Origin of the sequence: Limnobaculum xujianqingii, from assembly GCF_013394855.1 — a bacterium.
In the GTDB taxonomy this organism is placed as follows: domain Bacteria; phylum Pseudomonadota; class Gammaproteobacteria; order Enterobacterales; family Enterobacteriaceae; genus Limnobaculum; species Limnobaculum xujianqingii.
Window position 1 is genome coordinate 2,186,445 of record NZ_JABMLK010000001.1, and the last position, 15,422, is coordinate 2,201,866.

Sequence of the window (15,422 nt, forward strand, 5' to 3'; positions counted from 1 at the left end):
ACCGGAAGCCGCCGTTTGTTATCTATTTCAGATTAAATTCCGGTGATTAACCGCCATAACCCAGAATAGTTCTTGGTAAATACAGGCTGATCTCCGGAATATAGGTCACCATCATCAGCGTAAATAACAACATGGCGAAGAACGGCAGTAATGGTTTCAGTACCTTATCAATGGATACATCACCCACGCTGCAACCGACAAACAGCGCACTCCCTACCGGTGGAGTACAAATACCAATACACAGGTTAAAAGTCATGATGATGCCAAAGTGAACCGGATCAATGCCCATCTGATTGGCTAATGGTAGGAAAATTGGAGTAAAGATCAGCAGTGCCGGTGTCATATCCATAAACACACCGATAATTAGCAAAATAACGTTAATGATCAGCAGAATAATAATTGGATTTTCTGATACCGCATTCAAACCATCGCTAATCATATAAGGAATATCAGCATTGGCCATTGCCCATGACATTCCCATCGAAGTACCAATTAGCAGCAATACGATAGAGGTTGTTACCGCAGAATCAAGAATCACTTTTGGTAAATCCGCCAGCTTCATTTCACGATAAATCATTGATAATCCAATGGTGTATACCACCGCTACCGCTGAGGCTTCTGTCGCAGTAAAAATACCGGCAATGATTCCCCCCATGATCACTACAATCAGAGCCAGAGAAGGTAATGCATCTAACATACGATAGAAGGCTTCTGAACAGGTGGCCTTTTCCGGGCGGCCGTATCCTTTACGCTTAGCAATGATCCCTGCCACGATCATCAAACCAACACCCATCAAAATACCGGGTAAATAACCGGCTAAAAACAGGGCTGAAATGGATGTACCGCCAGAAATAAGAGAATAAACAATCAGGGTATTAGAAGGCGGAATCAACAGGCCGGTTGGGCAAGAGGTAATATTCACTGCCGCCGAGAACGCCGGATCGTACCCCTCTTTTTTCTGCATTGGAGACATAACGCCCCCTACTGCTGCTGCCGATGCGACTGCTGAGCCGGAAAGCGCACCAAACATCATATTAGCTAATACGTTGCAGTGGGCCAGCGGGCCGGGTAAGCGTCCACCCAGTACTTTGGCAAAGTTAATCAGCCGTAGCGCTATTCCGCCCCGGTTCATGATGTTTCCTGCCAGAATAAAAAACGGTATGGCCAATAAAGCAAAACTATCCAACCCGGTTGCCATTTTCTGAGCAATAACAGCAATCGCCGGATCGAAAGGGAGCGACAGCATAATAGTCGCCAGAGAAGCTAAACCGATAGAGAAAGAGATCGGTACACCAATGATTAGCAGGAAAGCGAAAACGCCAAACAGCGTCAAAATAATATCCCATTCCATGATTAAGTTACCTTTTTCAATATTTAGTTATTAAACCTGTTAGCTATCCTGCCTCAGGCTACTAATGGAAAAGCACAATTACCCTGCGGTATTGACAGAGGAATGCGGCGTAAACTTGTTCAGTAAATCGACCAGTGAATAAAAAATAATGGCGATACCGCTGAAAGGAATGGCGAAATAGATATATCCCATTGGAATACCTAAAGCCGGAGAGAGTTGTTGAGTGCTCAGGGTTTTCTGAACTAAGCCAAGGCCGCCATATACCATGACCAGCCCGGCAAACAGGAGCGTCATTAAAATGATGACCACTTCGGAAACCAGCTTGCGTGTGCCGGTCAATTTTTGCGTCAACAAATCAATAGCCAGATGGCGTTTCAGACTTACCGCATAAGCAGCCCCCACCAGACCAACCCACATAAACATAAAGCGGGCAATTTCATCCGTTGCTACGCTGGGAGTTCCCAGGCAATAACGAGAAAAGACCTGCCATAAAACGCAAAGGACAAGAACGCTGGAAATAAGGATCACCGCCCACGCAAGAAATTGGTCAACCATTTTCTTAAGTGTATTCATCAAGTTTGACTCCCTACTGGTATTGCTGATTTAGCCGGACTAACAAATTCATTCTATTTATTTAGCCACAACAGCATGATTTAAATATAGTTACTTTCAATAAGACTAAATTTCACACAAAATTGGTCCGTGTTATAAGACATTTTTTCTGTTTCTCGATCAATCAATTCGAGCGACCTTATTGCATTTTTGAGATATTGATCAACCAATTTGCATTATTATTGTATTTTATTTTGACTTTTTACCGCAAAGTGGTCAGCCTGCTGAGCGTACCCTGCTATACCCACTCTGAAAAATACAACAACGACAGAAGGAGAGTTACATGACACTAAAGAAGGGCCTGTTGCCTCTAATTATTGGTTCCGTCATGATGGTGGCAGCACCTGCCTACGCTGCAGTTACTATGAAACTCAGCCATAACCACAACCGAAATCATCCGGTACAAAAAGCCATGGAACAAATGGCCAGCCGGGTGAAAGAACTGTCCAATGGCAATCTGGTTATCCGCATTTATCCGGATGCACAATTGGGCGACCAAAGAGAATCACTGGAGTTGGTACAAAATGGCGCGCTGGCCATGGCAAAATCGAATGCTGCCGAGCTGGAAGCTTTTGCCAAAAACTATGGTGCCTTTAACATGCCTTATCTGTTCACCGATCGTGAACACTACTATCGCGCTATGTTAAGTGAATCAGGCAAATCCATTCTGCAATCCTCACGACCAAATGGCTTTATCGGTTTGACCTACTATGATGCTGGATCTCGCAGCTTCTACGCTAAAAAAGCCATCAATTCACCGGACGATCTGAAAGGGTTAAAAGTCCGGGTTCAGCCAAGCCCAAGTGCGGTTGAAATGATTAAACTGTTAGGGGGTAATCCTACTCCTCTGGCATACGGTGAGTTATATACCGCATTGCAACAAGGTGTAGTTGACGCCGCAGAAAACAATCTGACGGCACTGACGTTAAATCGCCATGGTGAAGTAACTAAGTTCTACAGCGTTGATGAACATACCTCGATTCCTGACGTGCTGGTGATTTCAGCCAAAGTCTGGGATGAGTTGTCAGATAAAGACCAAAAAGCCTTACAGCAAGCGGCTGATGAATCCATGATGTTTATGAAAGATTTATGGGCTAAATCTGATGCGGAAGAGAAAGTAAAAGCCGAGAAGATGGGCGTTCAGTTTATCTATCCGGAAAAGGCCAGCTTCCAGCAGGCAGTTCAACCAATGTATGACAGCTTACAGAAAAGTAATCCTGAAGTTTATCAACTGGTTGATTCTATGAAAAAACTTTAATGGAACGAATCGAATAATTGGTCAACCAGTTAATTGATCTTGTGTTGGATATTGCTACAATTAGCCTGATACCTACCAAGACCATATAACGCTAAGGATATAACATGTCAGGTGCTAAACGCTCCTATCAAGAAATTGGTAAAGCGCTAAAAGCCATGTTGAGCTCAGGTAATTTTCCCGTGGGTTCACGCCTACCGCCAGAAAGGGATATCGCTGCCCAGTTCAGCGTTAGCCGGGCGGTAATACGCGAAGCATTAATCATGCTGGAATTGGAAAATCTGGTTGATGTGCGTAAAGGCTCTGGGGTTTATGTAATAAACCTGCCTGACGATGTTAAGCAAGCTCCACAACAGAACAGTGACGATATCGGTCCTTTTGAAATGCTACAGGCGCGGCAACTGCTGGAAAGCAATATTGCCGCTTTTGCTGCCACTCAACTGGTTAAATCAGATATCGCCGAACTGCGTCAGGCTCTCGAGCAGGAGCGTTCCGCACTGGAAAGTGGGCAAACCAATTATGACGGTGATGAGCTGTTCCATACCCTGATCGCTAAGGCTACTCAAAACTCGCTGTTGGAAGATATGGTGCAAGATCTGTGGCGCCGCCGCAGAGACAGCGCCATGTGGCAAAAGCTGCATACCCATATCTCCAATCAGGACTATCGGCGGGCCTGGCTTAGCGATCACAACAAGATCTTGCAGGCATTACAACGCAGAGATCCTCAAGGTGCCCGTCAGGCTATGTGGCAGCACCTGGAGAATGTAAAACAGAAGTTGATGGAACTTTCTGATTCAGATGACCCCTCTTTTGATGGTTATCTTTTTGAATCAGTTCCCGTTGAGAATCAGGATCCCTGATATCACGGGAAAAGCGAATAACCGCCATGGCAGGCTCTTCTGTCATGGTCAGACAAGCGACATATAGCGCAACGCTGATGAGTCGATAAATATAATTTTATGTTTATACGCTATTTATGGCGGGGTTGCTGCTGTCTTTAACACCCTGATTTGAAGGTATTTATATATGGAACAAACATGGCGTTGGTATGGTCCTAATGACCCGGTATCTTTAGATGACATTCGCCAGGCTGGTGCTACCGGTATTGTCACTGCATTGCATCATATTCCAAACGGTGACGTCTGGAGTGTTGAAGAGATCGAAAAACGCAAAAAGGTGATTGAAGAGAAAGGATTAGTCTGGTCAGTGGTAGAAAGTATTCCTGTCCATGAAGAGATTAAAACTCAGACCGGTAACTATAAGCAGCATATTGCTAATTACCAGCAATCTATTCGTAATCTGGCCACCTGTGGCATTGATACCGTGTGCTACAACTTTATGCCGGTATTAGACTGGACGCGTACCGATCTGGAATATGTGTTACCTGACGGTTCCAAAGCGCTACGCTTTGACCAAATCGCTTTTGCTGCCTTTGAATTGCATATGTTAAAGCGTCCGGGAGCTGAGGCAGACTACACCGCAGAAGAAGTCATTCAGGCTAAAGCCTATTATGACGCCATGAGTCAGGCTGACATTGATAAACTGGTACGCAATATTATTGCTGGTCTGCCGGGTGCTGAAGAAGGCTATACTCTGGATCAATTCCGTAAGCACCTCTCCACCTATGATGGCATTGATAAAGCGAAGCTACGCGAGCATATGGCTTACTTCCTGAAGGAGATTGTTCCGGTAGCCGAAGCCTGTGGTTTGCGTCTGGCGGTGCATCCTGACGATCCACCGCGTCCAATTCTGGGCCTGCCACGCATCGTTTCCACCATTGAAGATATGCAGTGGTTAAAAGAGACCGTTGATAGTATTCATAATGGTTTCACCATGTGTACTGGTTCTTATGGTGTTCGCGCTGATAACGATTTAGTCCGAATGATCGAAACCTTTGGTGACCGCATTCACTTCACCCATTTACGTTCAACCTGCCGTGAGGGTAACCCAAAAACCTTCCATGAAGGTGCTCATTTAGATGGCGATGTGGATATGTATTCAGTGGTGAAAGCCATTCTGGAAGAAGAATCTCGCCGTCAGAAAACCGGCGATATGCGTAAAATTCCAATGCGCCCTGACCATGGTCACCAAATGCTGGACGACCTGAAAAAGAAAACCAACCCCGGCTATTCCGCCATTGGCCGCCTGAAAGGTCTGGCAGAAATACGTGGTGTGGAGTTGGCGCTGAAACGCACTTTCTTTAACGATCTTAAGTAATAGTTTTCTTAAGTATTGAATGGAAATGGCGCCTTATGGCGCCATTTTGCTACAGATAAATCTAATAAATTAATATCAATGGATATTCCGGCCGTAAAATCGATGTGCTTATATTGTGAAAAGTGCTCGGCCGGAAGGGCCATATACTTAGCTGCAGCGCGCGTCGGGCCTAGGCTGCCTACGGGCGCTTCGTTGGCTTACGCCAAGTCGACCCCCACGGCACCCTCTCCCTCCGATTCGCTATGTAAGACATAAAGCCAAATGGCTCCATAAGGAGCCATTTGGAATATCAGAAGACCAAAAACCTTACCGCAACAACGATAGAGCCATCTCTTCAACTGCCTGACCATTAACATACAGGCTACGCTTTTCTCCCTGCGGTAATACCATCTTCAGCGTATCCCACACTGGAACATAGTTGCCTTTAACATCAATTTTCAGGTCGATGCGGTTGGTATCACTGGTTAACCTCCAGTTCAACCACAAAGCATTGCCATCGCGATAGCCAAAGCTTTCACCGTCATCTTCGAAGATTTCACCACAGGTTTCTCCTGCTGAGACCAGAGGGAAAATATGCAGTTCACGAACTTCCTGCTTAATCAGTTGGGTAGAACCAATATGAGTCGATAGCGGTAAAACTGCACCCGCTTTCACTAATAGCGGCAGACGGTCCAGCGGTGCTGGCAGTACAATTTTTTGCCCGCTCTTATGCCACTGGCCAGAATAGAAGCAGTACCAGCCACTCTGATTATCAGGTAAATAAACCGGGCGCTCACGCTGGCCTTGTTCTACTACGCTGGCTACCAGCAGATCTTTACCAATCAGAAAATCATCGGTTTCGCTGAACGTGTTGATATCATGCTCATGATCCAAAAAAGTAGCACGAAGCATGGGCTCATCATCACGGTGAGCTTGCCACAACAGGTTATAGAAGTACGGCAGCAAGCGATAACGCAAGTTAATAGCATCACGAATGGCAGGCGTCGCTTCCGGATACATCCAGGGTTCATTAACCGTGTGGTCGTCATTCCATGAATGGATGGTAAACCGTGGGTGCATCACACCATTTTGTACCCAACGGACAAACAGTTCTGCATCCGGACGATCGCCTGAGAATCCCCCGACATCGTGTCCTACGTTATACAACCCGGATAAACTCATACCGACACCCATACGAGTGTTATAGCGTAAAGTCTGCCAGCTGGTACGATTATCCCCACTCCAGGTCTGTACATAACGCTGCATGCCTGCACAACCAGAACGGGAGATCAAATAAGGACGTTTTTCCGGCGCAAATTTCTGCTGGGCCTCCATAGAAGAACGACACATCAATAATGGCATCACCGGGCGGATATGCTTAATAGCAATCGGACGACCAAAGCCGTGACAAACTGCTTCGCCATCCCATACTTCATATTCGTTATTATCGTTCCAGGTTGAATTTATGCCCATTTCCAGCAATTGCTGAGTAACATTTCCCTGCCACCATTGAATAGCTTGTGGATTGGTAAAGTCAATGTGGGAACCTTCGTCATCCCAGAAAACTGAACGTTCCGGCGAATCGGATTCAGAATCACGAATAAATAACCCGGCTTTCGCTACTTCCTGATATTTAGGATGATCCTGTAACAGACAAGGTTTGATATTCGCCGCCAGTTTCAATCCGGCCTGATGAAACGCCTGACTCAATATTTTTGGCTGAGGTACTTTGTCGTAGTTCCAGTTAAATACATAGCGCTTATTGTTAATAGAGGTATAACCGGACGAAAGCTGGAAGGAATCACAAGGGATCTGGTGTTCACTGCATAAGGTGATGAATTTTTGCAGTTGCTGTTGAGCATCCGGCGCATCGGTGTAGTGCATGGTCGAGCCGCTGTAACCCAGGCTCCATTTTGGCCCAAAGAAGGTTTTTCCCGTTAGTTGGACAAATTTTTTGGTGACATCCAATACTTTAGGGCCAAGAAACAGATAGTAATCCAAATCTCCTGCCTCCGCCTGATAGCGGCGATATGGCAGATGGTAGTTATCCAACTCTTTACCCAAATCCAGCCAGCAGATGCTCAGGTTATCGTAAAACAAACCAAAACTAACTTCATTACGACGAGTAATGGTAAACGGAATATGCTTATACAACGGATCGGTAGAAGCTGCGTTATAGCCCATTGCGTCCAGATTACGCATTTCAAACCGGCGACCATTGCGATTCAGGTCGCCCGCCTTTTCCCCCAATCCATAAAATTGTTCATTGCCATAACGACGCTGATAATGTGCAACACCATCACCATGGGCATTTAATAAATAGGCGCTGGTAGGACGATCGGCGGCCAGCGGTTGCCAGTCACCATTTTGGGTTTTGTATTCCCACTCCAGCCAGAGAGGCTGATGAACGGTTACTCGTAGTTTATCAGTACTGACACGTAGCCATTCATCCTGCTGTTCCAACTGATAGCCGGGAAGAGAGAATCCCTCACAGCTCAGTCTGGAGCGCCCTTCCCAGGGAGTGTCGTTATCCGGCGCAATCGTCCAGGTACGGTCCAGAGCTAATTGGTTATTTTGCTTGATAAGAACCCGAAATAGATCCGGCTCCAGCACATACAAACAAAAGCAATGGCGGTTATCAACATTAAGTTCTATGCGATCGGTGAGCTGTTGCTGCAACGTCCAGTTTTTTAGTGTTTTCATGATGTTCGTCTTTATAGTTAGCAATAATCACAGGTAATTGACGCTAGCTAATGATAAAAAAAGTCATGTCTCAACGGCTTTTTTTGAAAAAAATTGCATAAATAAGTCATTAATCAGATAAAAATCGAATTTATCCTTATTTAATTACATATTATTTTTATGAAAATTTTTTCATTGCCTTATTCGTGAGAGATCACAAAATGAGCGGAAAGTTAAAAACCCGAAAAAGAACCAAAATTATCCGGCTCAGTGATAACAATTATCTGCTCATTGACCACAAACTGGTAGCCGTTCTGGTTTTCCATTAACAGACAGCATTTGGCGGGAATGTGACAGCAAAAACGGACAGATGAATTAGCCTGTCCTATAGTTAATAAGTTGTGATTAAGATATCCACGGGAGGTGCTATGAACTTATCCTGCTTTCGAGCCAATATGTTGGGGCTGGCAGATTTTTCACTACCGAGGCTAACAACGCTGACGGGTACCAGCTCAAAACCGGTTTCACCAAACGAAACTGACAAGCATCGACAAAAGACAACATCGCGTTTTACATTTAAAACCGATAACTATTCAAAAGACTCATCAGACAACTGATAAGCTATTCAGGCTACCATTGATTAAAGCGGGTGAATCTTACATTCACCCGCTTCAACGGTTTTAATCACTTAAAAAGATGGCTTTTTTCTGACCGATTTTTTTGGCTTTCCACTTTTTGCTGAATGTGCAGTTTCCTGCTTACCGCTTTGTGGTTTAGCGCTTTTCGTTTTATTGTCTGGCTTACGTGGCGTTTCTGCTGGTTGATGCCCTTTTGCCGGATCTCTCTGACGAGTAATATCCGTATGTTTGGTTAACGCAGGACGCGTCTGGCGCAAATTACGTTTAGCGGCTCTTTGCTCTTCAATAGTTGCTGCAGGCACCAGACAATCACGACGGCTACCTATCAGGTGCTTTAATCCCATCTCTTCCAGTGCTGTACGAATCAATGGCCAGTTAGCTGGATCATGGTAGCGTAGCAGTGCTTTTTGTAACCGACGCTGGCGATCCCCTTTTGGAATAGTGACATCTTCGCTTTTATAGTCCACTTTCGACAATGGGTTCTTGCCGGTGTAATACATAGTGGTTGAATTAGCCAGCGGTGACGGATAGAAGTTTTGTACCTGATCCAGACGGAAACGGTTCTTCTTCAACCATAGCGCCAGATTAACCATGTCTTCATCTTCAGTACCCGGATGGGCTGAAATGAAATAAGGGATAAGATACTGCTCTTTTCCTGCCTGCTTAGAGTAAGTATCAAACAGTTCTTTAAAGCGATCGTAACTGCCCATGCCGGGCTTCATCATTTTGGATAGCGGCCCTTTTTCCGTATGTTCCGGCGCTATCTTCAAATAGCCACCAACGTGATGGGTTGCCAGTTCCTTAATATAACGAGGATCCTGCACCGCTAAATCGTAGCGAACACCGGAAGCAATCAGGATTTTCTTGATACCCTTTAAATCTCTGGCTCGACGATACAGTTTGATGGTTGGCTCATGGTTAATATCCATGTGCTGACAAATTTCAGGATAGACGCAGGAAGCACGACGACAGGTCTGCTCCGCTCTTGGCGACTGACAACGCAACATATACATATTGGCCGTTGGCCCGCCGAGGTCAGAAATAATACCGGTAAAACCCGGTACGCTATCGCGAATCTCTTCGATTTCACGAATGATCGAATCTTCTGAACGACTCTGAATAATGCGCCCTTCATGCTCGGTAATCGAACAGAACGAGCAACCGCCATAGCAGCCACGCATGATATTAACGGAAAAGCGAATCATCTCATAAGCCGGCAGCTTTTGACCGTTATAGGCAGGATGAGGAATACGCTGATATGGCAAAGCAAATACGCTGTCCATTTCTTCCGTTGACAGTGGAATGGCCGGTGGATTAATCCACACGTAGCGATCCCCATGTTTTTGCAGTAACGCCCTTGCACAGCCGGGATTAGTCTCATGATGCAAAATACGTGAAGCATGGGCATACATGATTTTATCAGCCTTCACCTTTTCATAAGATGGCAGCAAAACATAGGTCTTTTCCCATGGCTTCGGTTTGGCTGGTTGAACGATAACTTCTTTCGCCACCGGCTGTTTTTCAAGAGCAAACGGGCTGTCTTCATCAACGCAGGGCAGGTCATCACCATAAGGATGAGGAATAGGGTCGATACGCCCCGGTTTATCCAGACGGGTGGAATCTACGCCTGACCACCCAGGCAAAGGCCCTTTGCGCATTAGCGCCGTGTTACGTACATCCTGAATATCGGCGATGGCTTCTCCGGCAGCCAGACGGTGAGCCAACTCAACCATTGGGCGCTCACCATTACCGTACACCAGCATATCTGCCTTTGAGTCCACCAAAACAGAACGGCGCACGGTATCAGACCAGTAGTCATAATGAGCAATACGACGCAGGCTGGCTTCAATACCACCAAGGATCACCGGAACATCTTTATAGGCTTCTTTACAACGTTGGGTATACACCAACGTGGCACGATCCGGTCGTTTACCGCCGACATTATCTGGCGTATAGGCATCATCATGGCGCATACGTCGATCGGCGGTATAACGGTTAATCATGGAATCCATGTTTCCTGCGGTTACCCCGAAAAACAAATTGGGTTTTCCAAGCCGCATAAAATCGTCTTTATTAGTCCAGTCGGGCTGAGCAATGATGCCCACGCGAAACCCTTGGGCTTCCAGCATTCTGCCGACGATCGCCATTCCAAAACTGGGATGGTCAACATAAGCATCGCCGGTCACGATAATAATGTCACAGCTGTCCCAACCTAATGTGTCCATCTCCTCGCGGGACATCGGCAAAAAAGGTGCCGTGCCAAAACACTCAGCCCAGTAAGGCTTGTAGGAAAAAAGGTCACGTTCAGGCTGGATCAGACTAATGCTGCTACTCATAGAAAACTCATTTAAACGTTATTAGGGGAACCGACGATACGGCAGGCCGGGAATTATACCGTTTTATTACGCTGAATCACGGACAAAAAGTCATCACTCTCGGAATTATTACCAATGTGCTGAAATTAATAACAATAGATTTGATGAAAAAATACGCTTTTTCCGATTATTTTCGTCTGAAGAATGAGCAAGTAATCAATTCCTTGTTCTTCGTCAAATAAATCGGCTTTTATTTGTGCCAGATACAATATATAGTGTACGCAATTTCGAACACACCTATATATAGTGATTTATCCACATTCCATCCACAAGAACCCCCTCCTATGAGGTGGTATTTCTTGTGGATAACTACGAATAAAGAAGACTAAACAGTCAGCTAGTGAAGGAGTCAATAGTGAAACCAGTTGTGATTAAACGTGATGGCTGCAAAGTGCCTTTTGATGAAGTACGAATCAAGGAAGCGATTGTACGTGCAGCCACTGCCGCCAATATCTACGACGACGACTATTGTGCCGACGTAGCAAAAGCAGTTTCAGAGCAAATGGAAGGCCGAACCGCTGTTGATATCAATGAGATCCAGCAAGCAGTAGAAAACCAGCTGATGAGCGGTAACTACAAGACGCTGGCCCGTACCTATATCGAATACCGCCACGACCGTGATATTTCACGGGAGAAACGTGGTCGTCTGAACCAAGAGATTCAAGGTCTGGTTGAGCAAAGCGATCTCGCTCTGCTCAATGAAAACGCCAATAAAGATAGCAAAGTTATTCCAACCCAACGCGATCTGTTAGCCGGTATCGTGGCTAAACACTATGCCAAGCAACATCTGTTGCCACGCGATATTGTCATGGCTCATGAGCGTGGTGAAATCCATTATCACGATTTGGACTATGCCCCATTCTTCCCAATGTTTAACTGTATGCTTATCGATCTGAAAGGCATGCTGACCAACGGGTTCAAGATGGGTAATGCAGAGATTGAGCCACCAAAATCTATTTCTACTGCTACGGCAGTAACGGCTCAAATCATCGCTCAAGTCGCCAGCCATATTTATGGTGGCACTACCATTAACCGTATCGATGAAGTACTCGCGCCATTTGTTACAGAAAGCTATAACAAACACAAAAAAGTAGCGCTGGAATGGAACATTGCCAATGCAGAAGAGTACGCTCAGTCCAGAACGGAAAAAGAGTGCTACGATGCATTCCAGTCACTGGAATATGAAGTGAATACTCTCCATACCGCCAATGGTCAGACGCCATTTGTTACCTTTGGCTTTGGTCTGGGCACCAGTTGGCAATCACGTATGATTCAGCAATCTATTCTAAAAAATCGTATTGCCGGGTTAGGTAAAAACCATAAAACCGCCGTGTTCCCTAAACTGGTATTTGCCATTAAAGATGGGATTAACCATAGATTTGGCGACGCTAACTACGATATCAAACAATTAGCGTTGGAATGCGCCTCTAAGCGCATGTACCCGGACATTCTTAATTACGATCAGGTGGTAAAAGTTACCGGTTCATTTAAAACCCCAATGGGCTGTCGTAGCTTCCTGGGCGTTTATGAAGAGAACGGCGAGCAAATTCACGATGGTCGTAATAACCTTGGCGTTATCAGTCTTAACCTGCCACGTATTGCGCTGGAAGCCCGTGGCGATGAAGCTCGCTTCTGGCAGATTCTGGAGCAGCGTCTGACCTTGGCTAAACGCGCCCTGATGACTCGCATCGAACGCCTCGACGGTATTAAAGCCCGTGTTGCACCAATTCTGTATATGGAAGGTGCCTGTGGCGTTCGTCTGAAGGCAGATGACAACATTTCTGAAATCTTTAAAAATGGCCGCGCCTCTATTTCATTAGGCTACATTGGTATTCATGAAACGGTAAATGCGCTGTTTGGTAATCAGGTACATCCTTACGATAGTCAGCAACTGCGTGATAAAGGTGTGGAAATTGTTCAGCGTCTGAAAGTGGCAACTGAAGAGTGGAAAAAAGAGACTGGTTACGGTTTCAGCCTGTACAGTACGCCGAGCGAAAACCTGTGTAACCGCTTCTGTCGTCTGGATACTACTGAGTTTGGCGTAATTGAAGATGTGACAGATAAAGGTTACTACACCAACAGCTTCCACCTGGATGTTGAGAAAAAAGTTAACCCGTATGACAAGCTGGACTTTGAAGCTCCTTACCCGCCATTAGCTAACGGTGGTTTCATTTGTTATGGCGAATATCCAAACATTCAGCACAACCTGAAAGCGCTGGAAGACGTATGGGATTATAGCTACAGCCGTGTTCCTTACTATGGCACCAATACGCCAATCGATGAGTGCTACGCATGTGGTTTCTCAGGTGAGTTTGAGTGCACCAGTAAAGGCTTCACCTGTCCGAAATGTGGTAACCACGACTCATCAAAAGTGTCGGTAACCCGTCGCGTTTGCGGTTATCTTGGCAGCCCGGATGCCCGTCCGTTTAACGCCGGTAAACAGGAAGAAGTAAAACGTCGCGTGAAACATTTAGGCAATGGTCAGTTGGACCAAAGTGAGAGCCAGGCCAGCTAACAAGAACTCCGCTTTAACCTGACAAGCAGCAGAACCCAGTATCTTATTGGGTTCTGCTGCAAGTTAACCGCTTCCCGGATACAGACATTTAAACTATGAATTACCACCAGTACTATCCCGTCGATATCGTTAACGGCCCCGGCACGCGTTGTACGCTGTTTGTCTCTGGCTGTGTTCATCAATGTCCCGGCTGCTATAACAAAAGTACATGGCGCTTGAACTCGGGTGTACTGTTTACCTCAGAAATGGAAGATCGCATTATTGCCGATCTCAACGATACCCGAATCTCTCGTCAGGGCCTTACTCTGTCTGGTGGCGATCCCCTGCATCCGCAGAATGTTCCCGATATATTGAAGCTGGTAAAACGAGTACGGCAAGAGTGCCCGGGGAAAGATATCTGGCTTTGGACTGGATACTTACTGTCTGAACTCACTCCTGCACAGCAAGAGGTGGTCGATTTAATCAATGTGTTGATCGATGGAAAATTCGTTAAAGAATTAGCCGATCCATCGCTGTTGTGGCGCGGTAGCAGTAACCAGATCGTACATAAATTGCGATAAATATCGCATTCTTTTGCTTATCTCTCACCAGTATGGTAATTAAATTTCGATGCGCCTCGCAACCTGAGCGCCTCCATGTCCTGCCTGTCTTTTATTAACCTCCATTAAGCGTAATCTTCCCATCAGGATATTTTCCTCCTATTGATTTGGGGGCTCATTGTGGTCACAATGAGCTCATGCAATCAGATACTAATTAAGGGGAATATCATGAATGACGCAATCGTAAAAGCGCGAGTTTCACCGGAAATAAAGGCGGCAGCAATGGCAAATGCAAAAACACTGGGTTTCGATTTATCTACCGTCATCCGACTGGTAGTCAGACAGCTGGCAGCAACGGGAAAAATACCCGAAGGCCTGATTAACCCAAATAAGGAGACCCTACAGGCAATTAAAGAGTTTGAACTGGGTATTGGTGTACATCGTGTTAATTCAGTAGACGAGCTGAAAAAAGATCTGGGATGGTAAGTAATGCTGACGATTGTTTATCAGAATCGGTTTAAAAAAGACGCTAAACATTATGCAAATAATAGAAACGCGCAAAGAGTCATCCTGTACACAATCGCTTTGCTACAAACAGGTCAACCATTACCAACTGGCTACCGGGAACATAAACTATCCGGTAGCTATGTTGGTTATCTGGAATGCCATGGGGCTCCGGACATTTTACTGATTTATCAACGCACCGATTCAGAGTTAAGATTGTATCGGGTTGGAAGCCATTCTAATCTGTTCTGACTATTCACATTCACTGCGCAGCCAGTAAAACTTTTTCCCAAACCCAAGTTTATTATCAGTCATTTTGATTTCATCAAAACTCAATCGCCACAAAGGTGCGCTGGTTAACTTAGCAATCGGAAAACGTTGAACATATTGTTCCCGAGCCCTTTGCGCATCTTCTCCGCTCAGCAAGTGAAGCTGTCCGGTATATTGAATACCCTGAATTAAGGCTATATTTTTTGTCTGGGCAGCAATTGTTCCTGCTACCTGAGGGTTAGTCAGTGCCTGCTTACCATGTCGGGTATGAGGCTCTGACATAATAATTAACCCCATACTTTCCACATCAAACAGATAAAAACAGCTGGCGCACCACAGTTCATCGGAACTCATGGTACATAAGCTGACAACATGATTTCTTTTCAGATAACGACAAATGGATTTCAGACTGTATTCAGGGTCAGTTGTCATCAGATTAATATCCTACGATGAAAATAGAGTTCTGCCGCCAAGTTAACACAAAG

General features: G+C 45.5%; 13 protein-coding genes. 8 read left to right on the plus strand and 5 right to left on the minus strand.

Annotated features, from left to right (window positions below; translation table 11 throughout):
• Window positions 1–46 precede the first annotated feature (46 nt).
• Together GOL65_RS09945 and GOL65_RS09950 are read right to left on the minus strand one after the other, a co-directional pair.
• Window positions 47–1,351 carry a TRAP transporter large permease gene (locus tag GOL65_RS09945; RefSeq protein WP_140919785.1) on the minus strand — a complete coding sequence of 435 codons (1,305 nt, stop codon included), beginning with the start codon at window positions 1,349–1,351 and terminating at the stop codon, window positions 47–49.
• Window positions 1,352–1,429: 78 nt separating this feature from the next.
• A complete protein-coding gene (locus GOL65_RS09950; protein ID WP_130590333.1) occupies window positions 1,430–1,924 on the minus strand; it encodes a TRAP transporter small permease in 495 nt (164 codons plus the stop codon).
• Between the two features lie 322 nt (window positions 1,925–2,246).
• On the opposite strand from GOL65_RS09950, the gene GOL65_RS09955 reads away from it, so the two are divergent.
• From GOL65_RS09955 to uxuA, 3 genes are all read left to right on the plus strand, one after another.
• Complete coding sequence (locus GOL65_RS09955) at window positions 2,247–3,221, plus strand: TRAP transporter substrate-binding protein (protein ID WP_140919784.1); 975 nt, start codon at window positions 2,247–2,249, stop codon at window positions 3,219–3,221.
• Window positions 3,222–3,325: 104 nt separating this feature from the next.
• Complete coding sequence (locus GOL65_RS09960; protein WP_130590331.1) at window positions 3,326–4,078, plus strand: FCD domain-containing protein; 753 nt, start codon at window positions 3,326–3,328, stop codon at window positions 4,076–4,078.
• 166 nt (window positions 4,079–4,244) lie between these two features.
• Window positions 4,245–5,435 carry a mannonate dehydratase gene (gene uxuA / locus GOL65_RS09965; protein ID WP_140919783.1) on the plus strand — a complete coding sequence of 397 codons (1,191 nt, stop codon included), beginning with the start codon at window positions 4,245–4,247 and terminating at the stop codon, window positions 5,433–5,435.
• A 306-nt stretch (window positions 5,436–5,741) separates the two neighbouring features.
• Here the strand turns inward: uxuA and GOL65_RS09970 are convergent, their stop codons facing one another.
• Window positions 5,742–8,117: a glycoside hydrolase family 31 protein gene (locus GOL65_RS09970; protein WP_140919782.1), complete on the minus strand. Its 2,376-nt coding sequence runs from the start codon at window positions 8,115–8,117 to the stop codon at window positions 5,742–5,744.
• A gap of 407 nt (window positions 8,118–8,524) precedes the next feature.
• On the opposite strand from GOL65_RS09970, the gene GOL65_RS09975 reads away from it, so the two are divergent.
• Window positions 8,525–8,713, plus strand: a complete 189-nt coding sequence (locus tag GOL65_RS09975; RefSeq protein ID WP_140919781.1) for a hypothetical protein — start codon at window positions 8,525–8,527, stop codon at window positions 8,711–8,713.
• A gap of 71 nt (window positions 8,714–8,784) precedes the next feature.
• Here the strand turns inward: GOL65_RS09975 and GOL65_RS09980 are convergent, their stop codons facing one another.
• Window positions 8,785–11,070 (minus strand): YgiQ family radical SAM protein, encoded by a 2,286-nt coding sequence (locus GOL65_RS09980; protein ID WP_140919780.1) that lies wholly within the window; start codon window positions 11,068–11,070, stop codon window positions 8,785–8,787.
• A 394-nt stretch (window positions 11,071–11,464) separates the two neighbouring features.
• Here GOL65_RS09980 and nrdD point away from each other — a divergent pair, with 394 nt between their 5' ends.
• From nrdD to GOL65_RS10000, 4 genes are all read left to right on the plus strand, one after another.
• The gene (gene nrdD / locus GOL65_RS09985; protein WP_140919779.1) at window positions 11,465–13,624 is read left to right on the plus strand and encodes an anaerobic ribonucleoside-triphosphate reductase; all 2,160 of its coding nucleotides are present in this window, start codon (window positions 11,465–11,467) and stop codon (window positions 13,622–13,624) included.
• A gap of 95 nt (window positions 13,625–13,719) precedes the next feature.
• Entirely contained in the window at window positions 13,720–14,184 is a 465-nt protein-coding gene (gene nrdG / locus GOL65_RS09990) for an anaerobic ribonucleoside-triphosphate reductase-activating protein (RefSeq protein WP_140919778.1), read from the plus strand.
• A gap of 207 nt (window positions 14,185–14,391) precedes the next feature.
• Window positions 14,392–14,649 carry a type II toxin-antitoxin system RelB/DinJ family antitoxin gene (locus tag GOL65_RS09995; RefSeq protein ID WP_140919777.1) on the plus strand — a complete coding sequence of 86 codons (258 nt, stop codon included), beginning with the start codon at window positions 14,392–14,394 and terminating at the stop codon, window positions 14,647–14,649.
• Between the two features lie 3 nt (window positions 14,650–14,652).
• Window positions 14,653–14,919 (plus strand): type II toxin-antitoxin system RelE/ParE family toxin, encoded by a 267-nt coding sequence (locus GOL65_RS10000; RefSeq protein WP_140919776.1) that lies wholly within the window; start codon window positions 14,653–14,655, stop codon window positions 14,917–14,919.
• Here the strand turns inward: GOL65_RS10000 and GOL65_RS10005 are convergent, their stop codons facing one another.
• Window positions 14,920–15,369 carry a YhbP family protein gene (locus GOL65_RS10005; protein ID WP_140919775.1) on the minus strand — a complete coding sequence of 150 codons (450 nt, stop codon included), beginning with the start codon at window positions 15,367–15,369 and terminating at the stop codon, window positions 14,920–14,922.
• Window positions 15,370–15,422 lie beyond the last annotated feature (53 nt).

Bases quoted from the DNA above. Each gene is read 5' to 3' on its own strand.
- GOL65_RS09950 (WP_130590333.1), bottom strand. From the start codon at position 1,924: ATGAATACACTTAAGAAAATGGTTGACCAATTTCTTGCGTGGGCGGTG.
- GOL65_RS09975 (WP_140919781.1), top strand. From the start codon at position 8,525: ATGAACTTATCCTGCTTTCGAGCCAATATGTTGGGGCTGGCAGATTTT.
- GOL65_RS09945 (WP_140919785.1), bottom strand. From the start codon at position 1,351: ATGGAATGGGATATTATTTTGACGCTGTTTGGCGTTTTCGCTTTCCTG.
- GOL65_RS10005 (WP_140919775.1), bottom strand. From the start codon at position 15,369: ATGACAACTGACCCTGAATACAGTCTGAAATCCATTTGTCGTTATCTG.
- GOL65_RS09970 (WP_140919782.1), bottom strand. From the start codon at position 8,117: ATGAAAACACTAAAAAACTGGACGTTGCAGCAACAGCTCACCGATCGC.
- GOL65_RS09995 (WP_140919777.1), top strand. From the start codon at position 14,392: ATGAATGACGCAATCGTAAAAGCGCGAGTTTCACCGGAAATAAAGGCG.
- GOL65_RS09960 (WP_130590331.1), top strand. From the start codon at position 3,326: ATGTCAGGTGCTAAACGCTCCTATCAAGAAATTGGTAAAGCGCTAAAA.
- GOL65_RS09980 (WP_140919780.1), bottom strand. From the start codon at position 11,070: ATGAGTAGCAGCATTAGTCTGATCCAGCCTGAACGTGACCTTTTTTCC.
- nrdG (WP_140919778.1), top strand. From the start codon at position 13,720: ATGAATTACCACCAGTACTATCCCGTCGATATCGTTAACGGCCCCGGC.
- GOL65_RS10000 (WP_140919776.1), top strand. From the start codon at position 14,653: ATGCTGACGATTGTTTATCAGAATCGGTTTAAAAAAGACGCTAAACAT.
- GOL65_RS09955 (WP_140919784.1), top strand. From the start codon at position 2,247: ATGACACTAAAGAAGGGCCTGTTGCCTCTAATTATTGGTTCCGTCATG.
- uxuA (WP_140919783.1), top strand. From the start codon at position 4,245: ATGGAACAAACATGGCGTTGGTATGGTCCTAATGACCCGGTATCTTTA.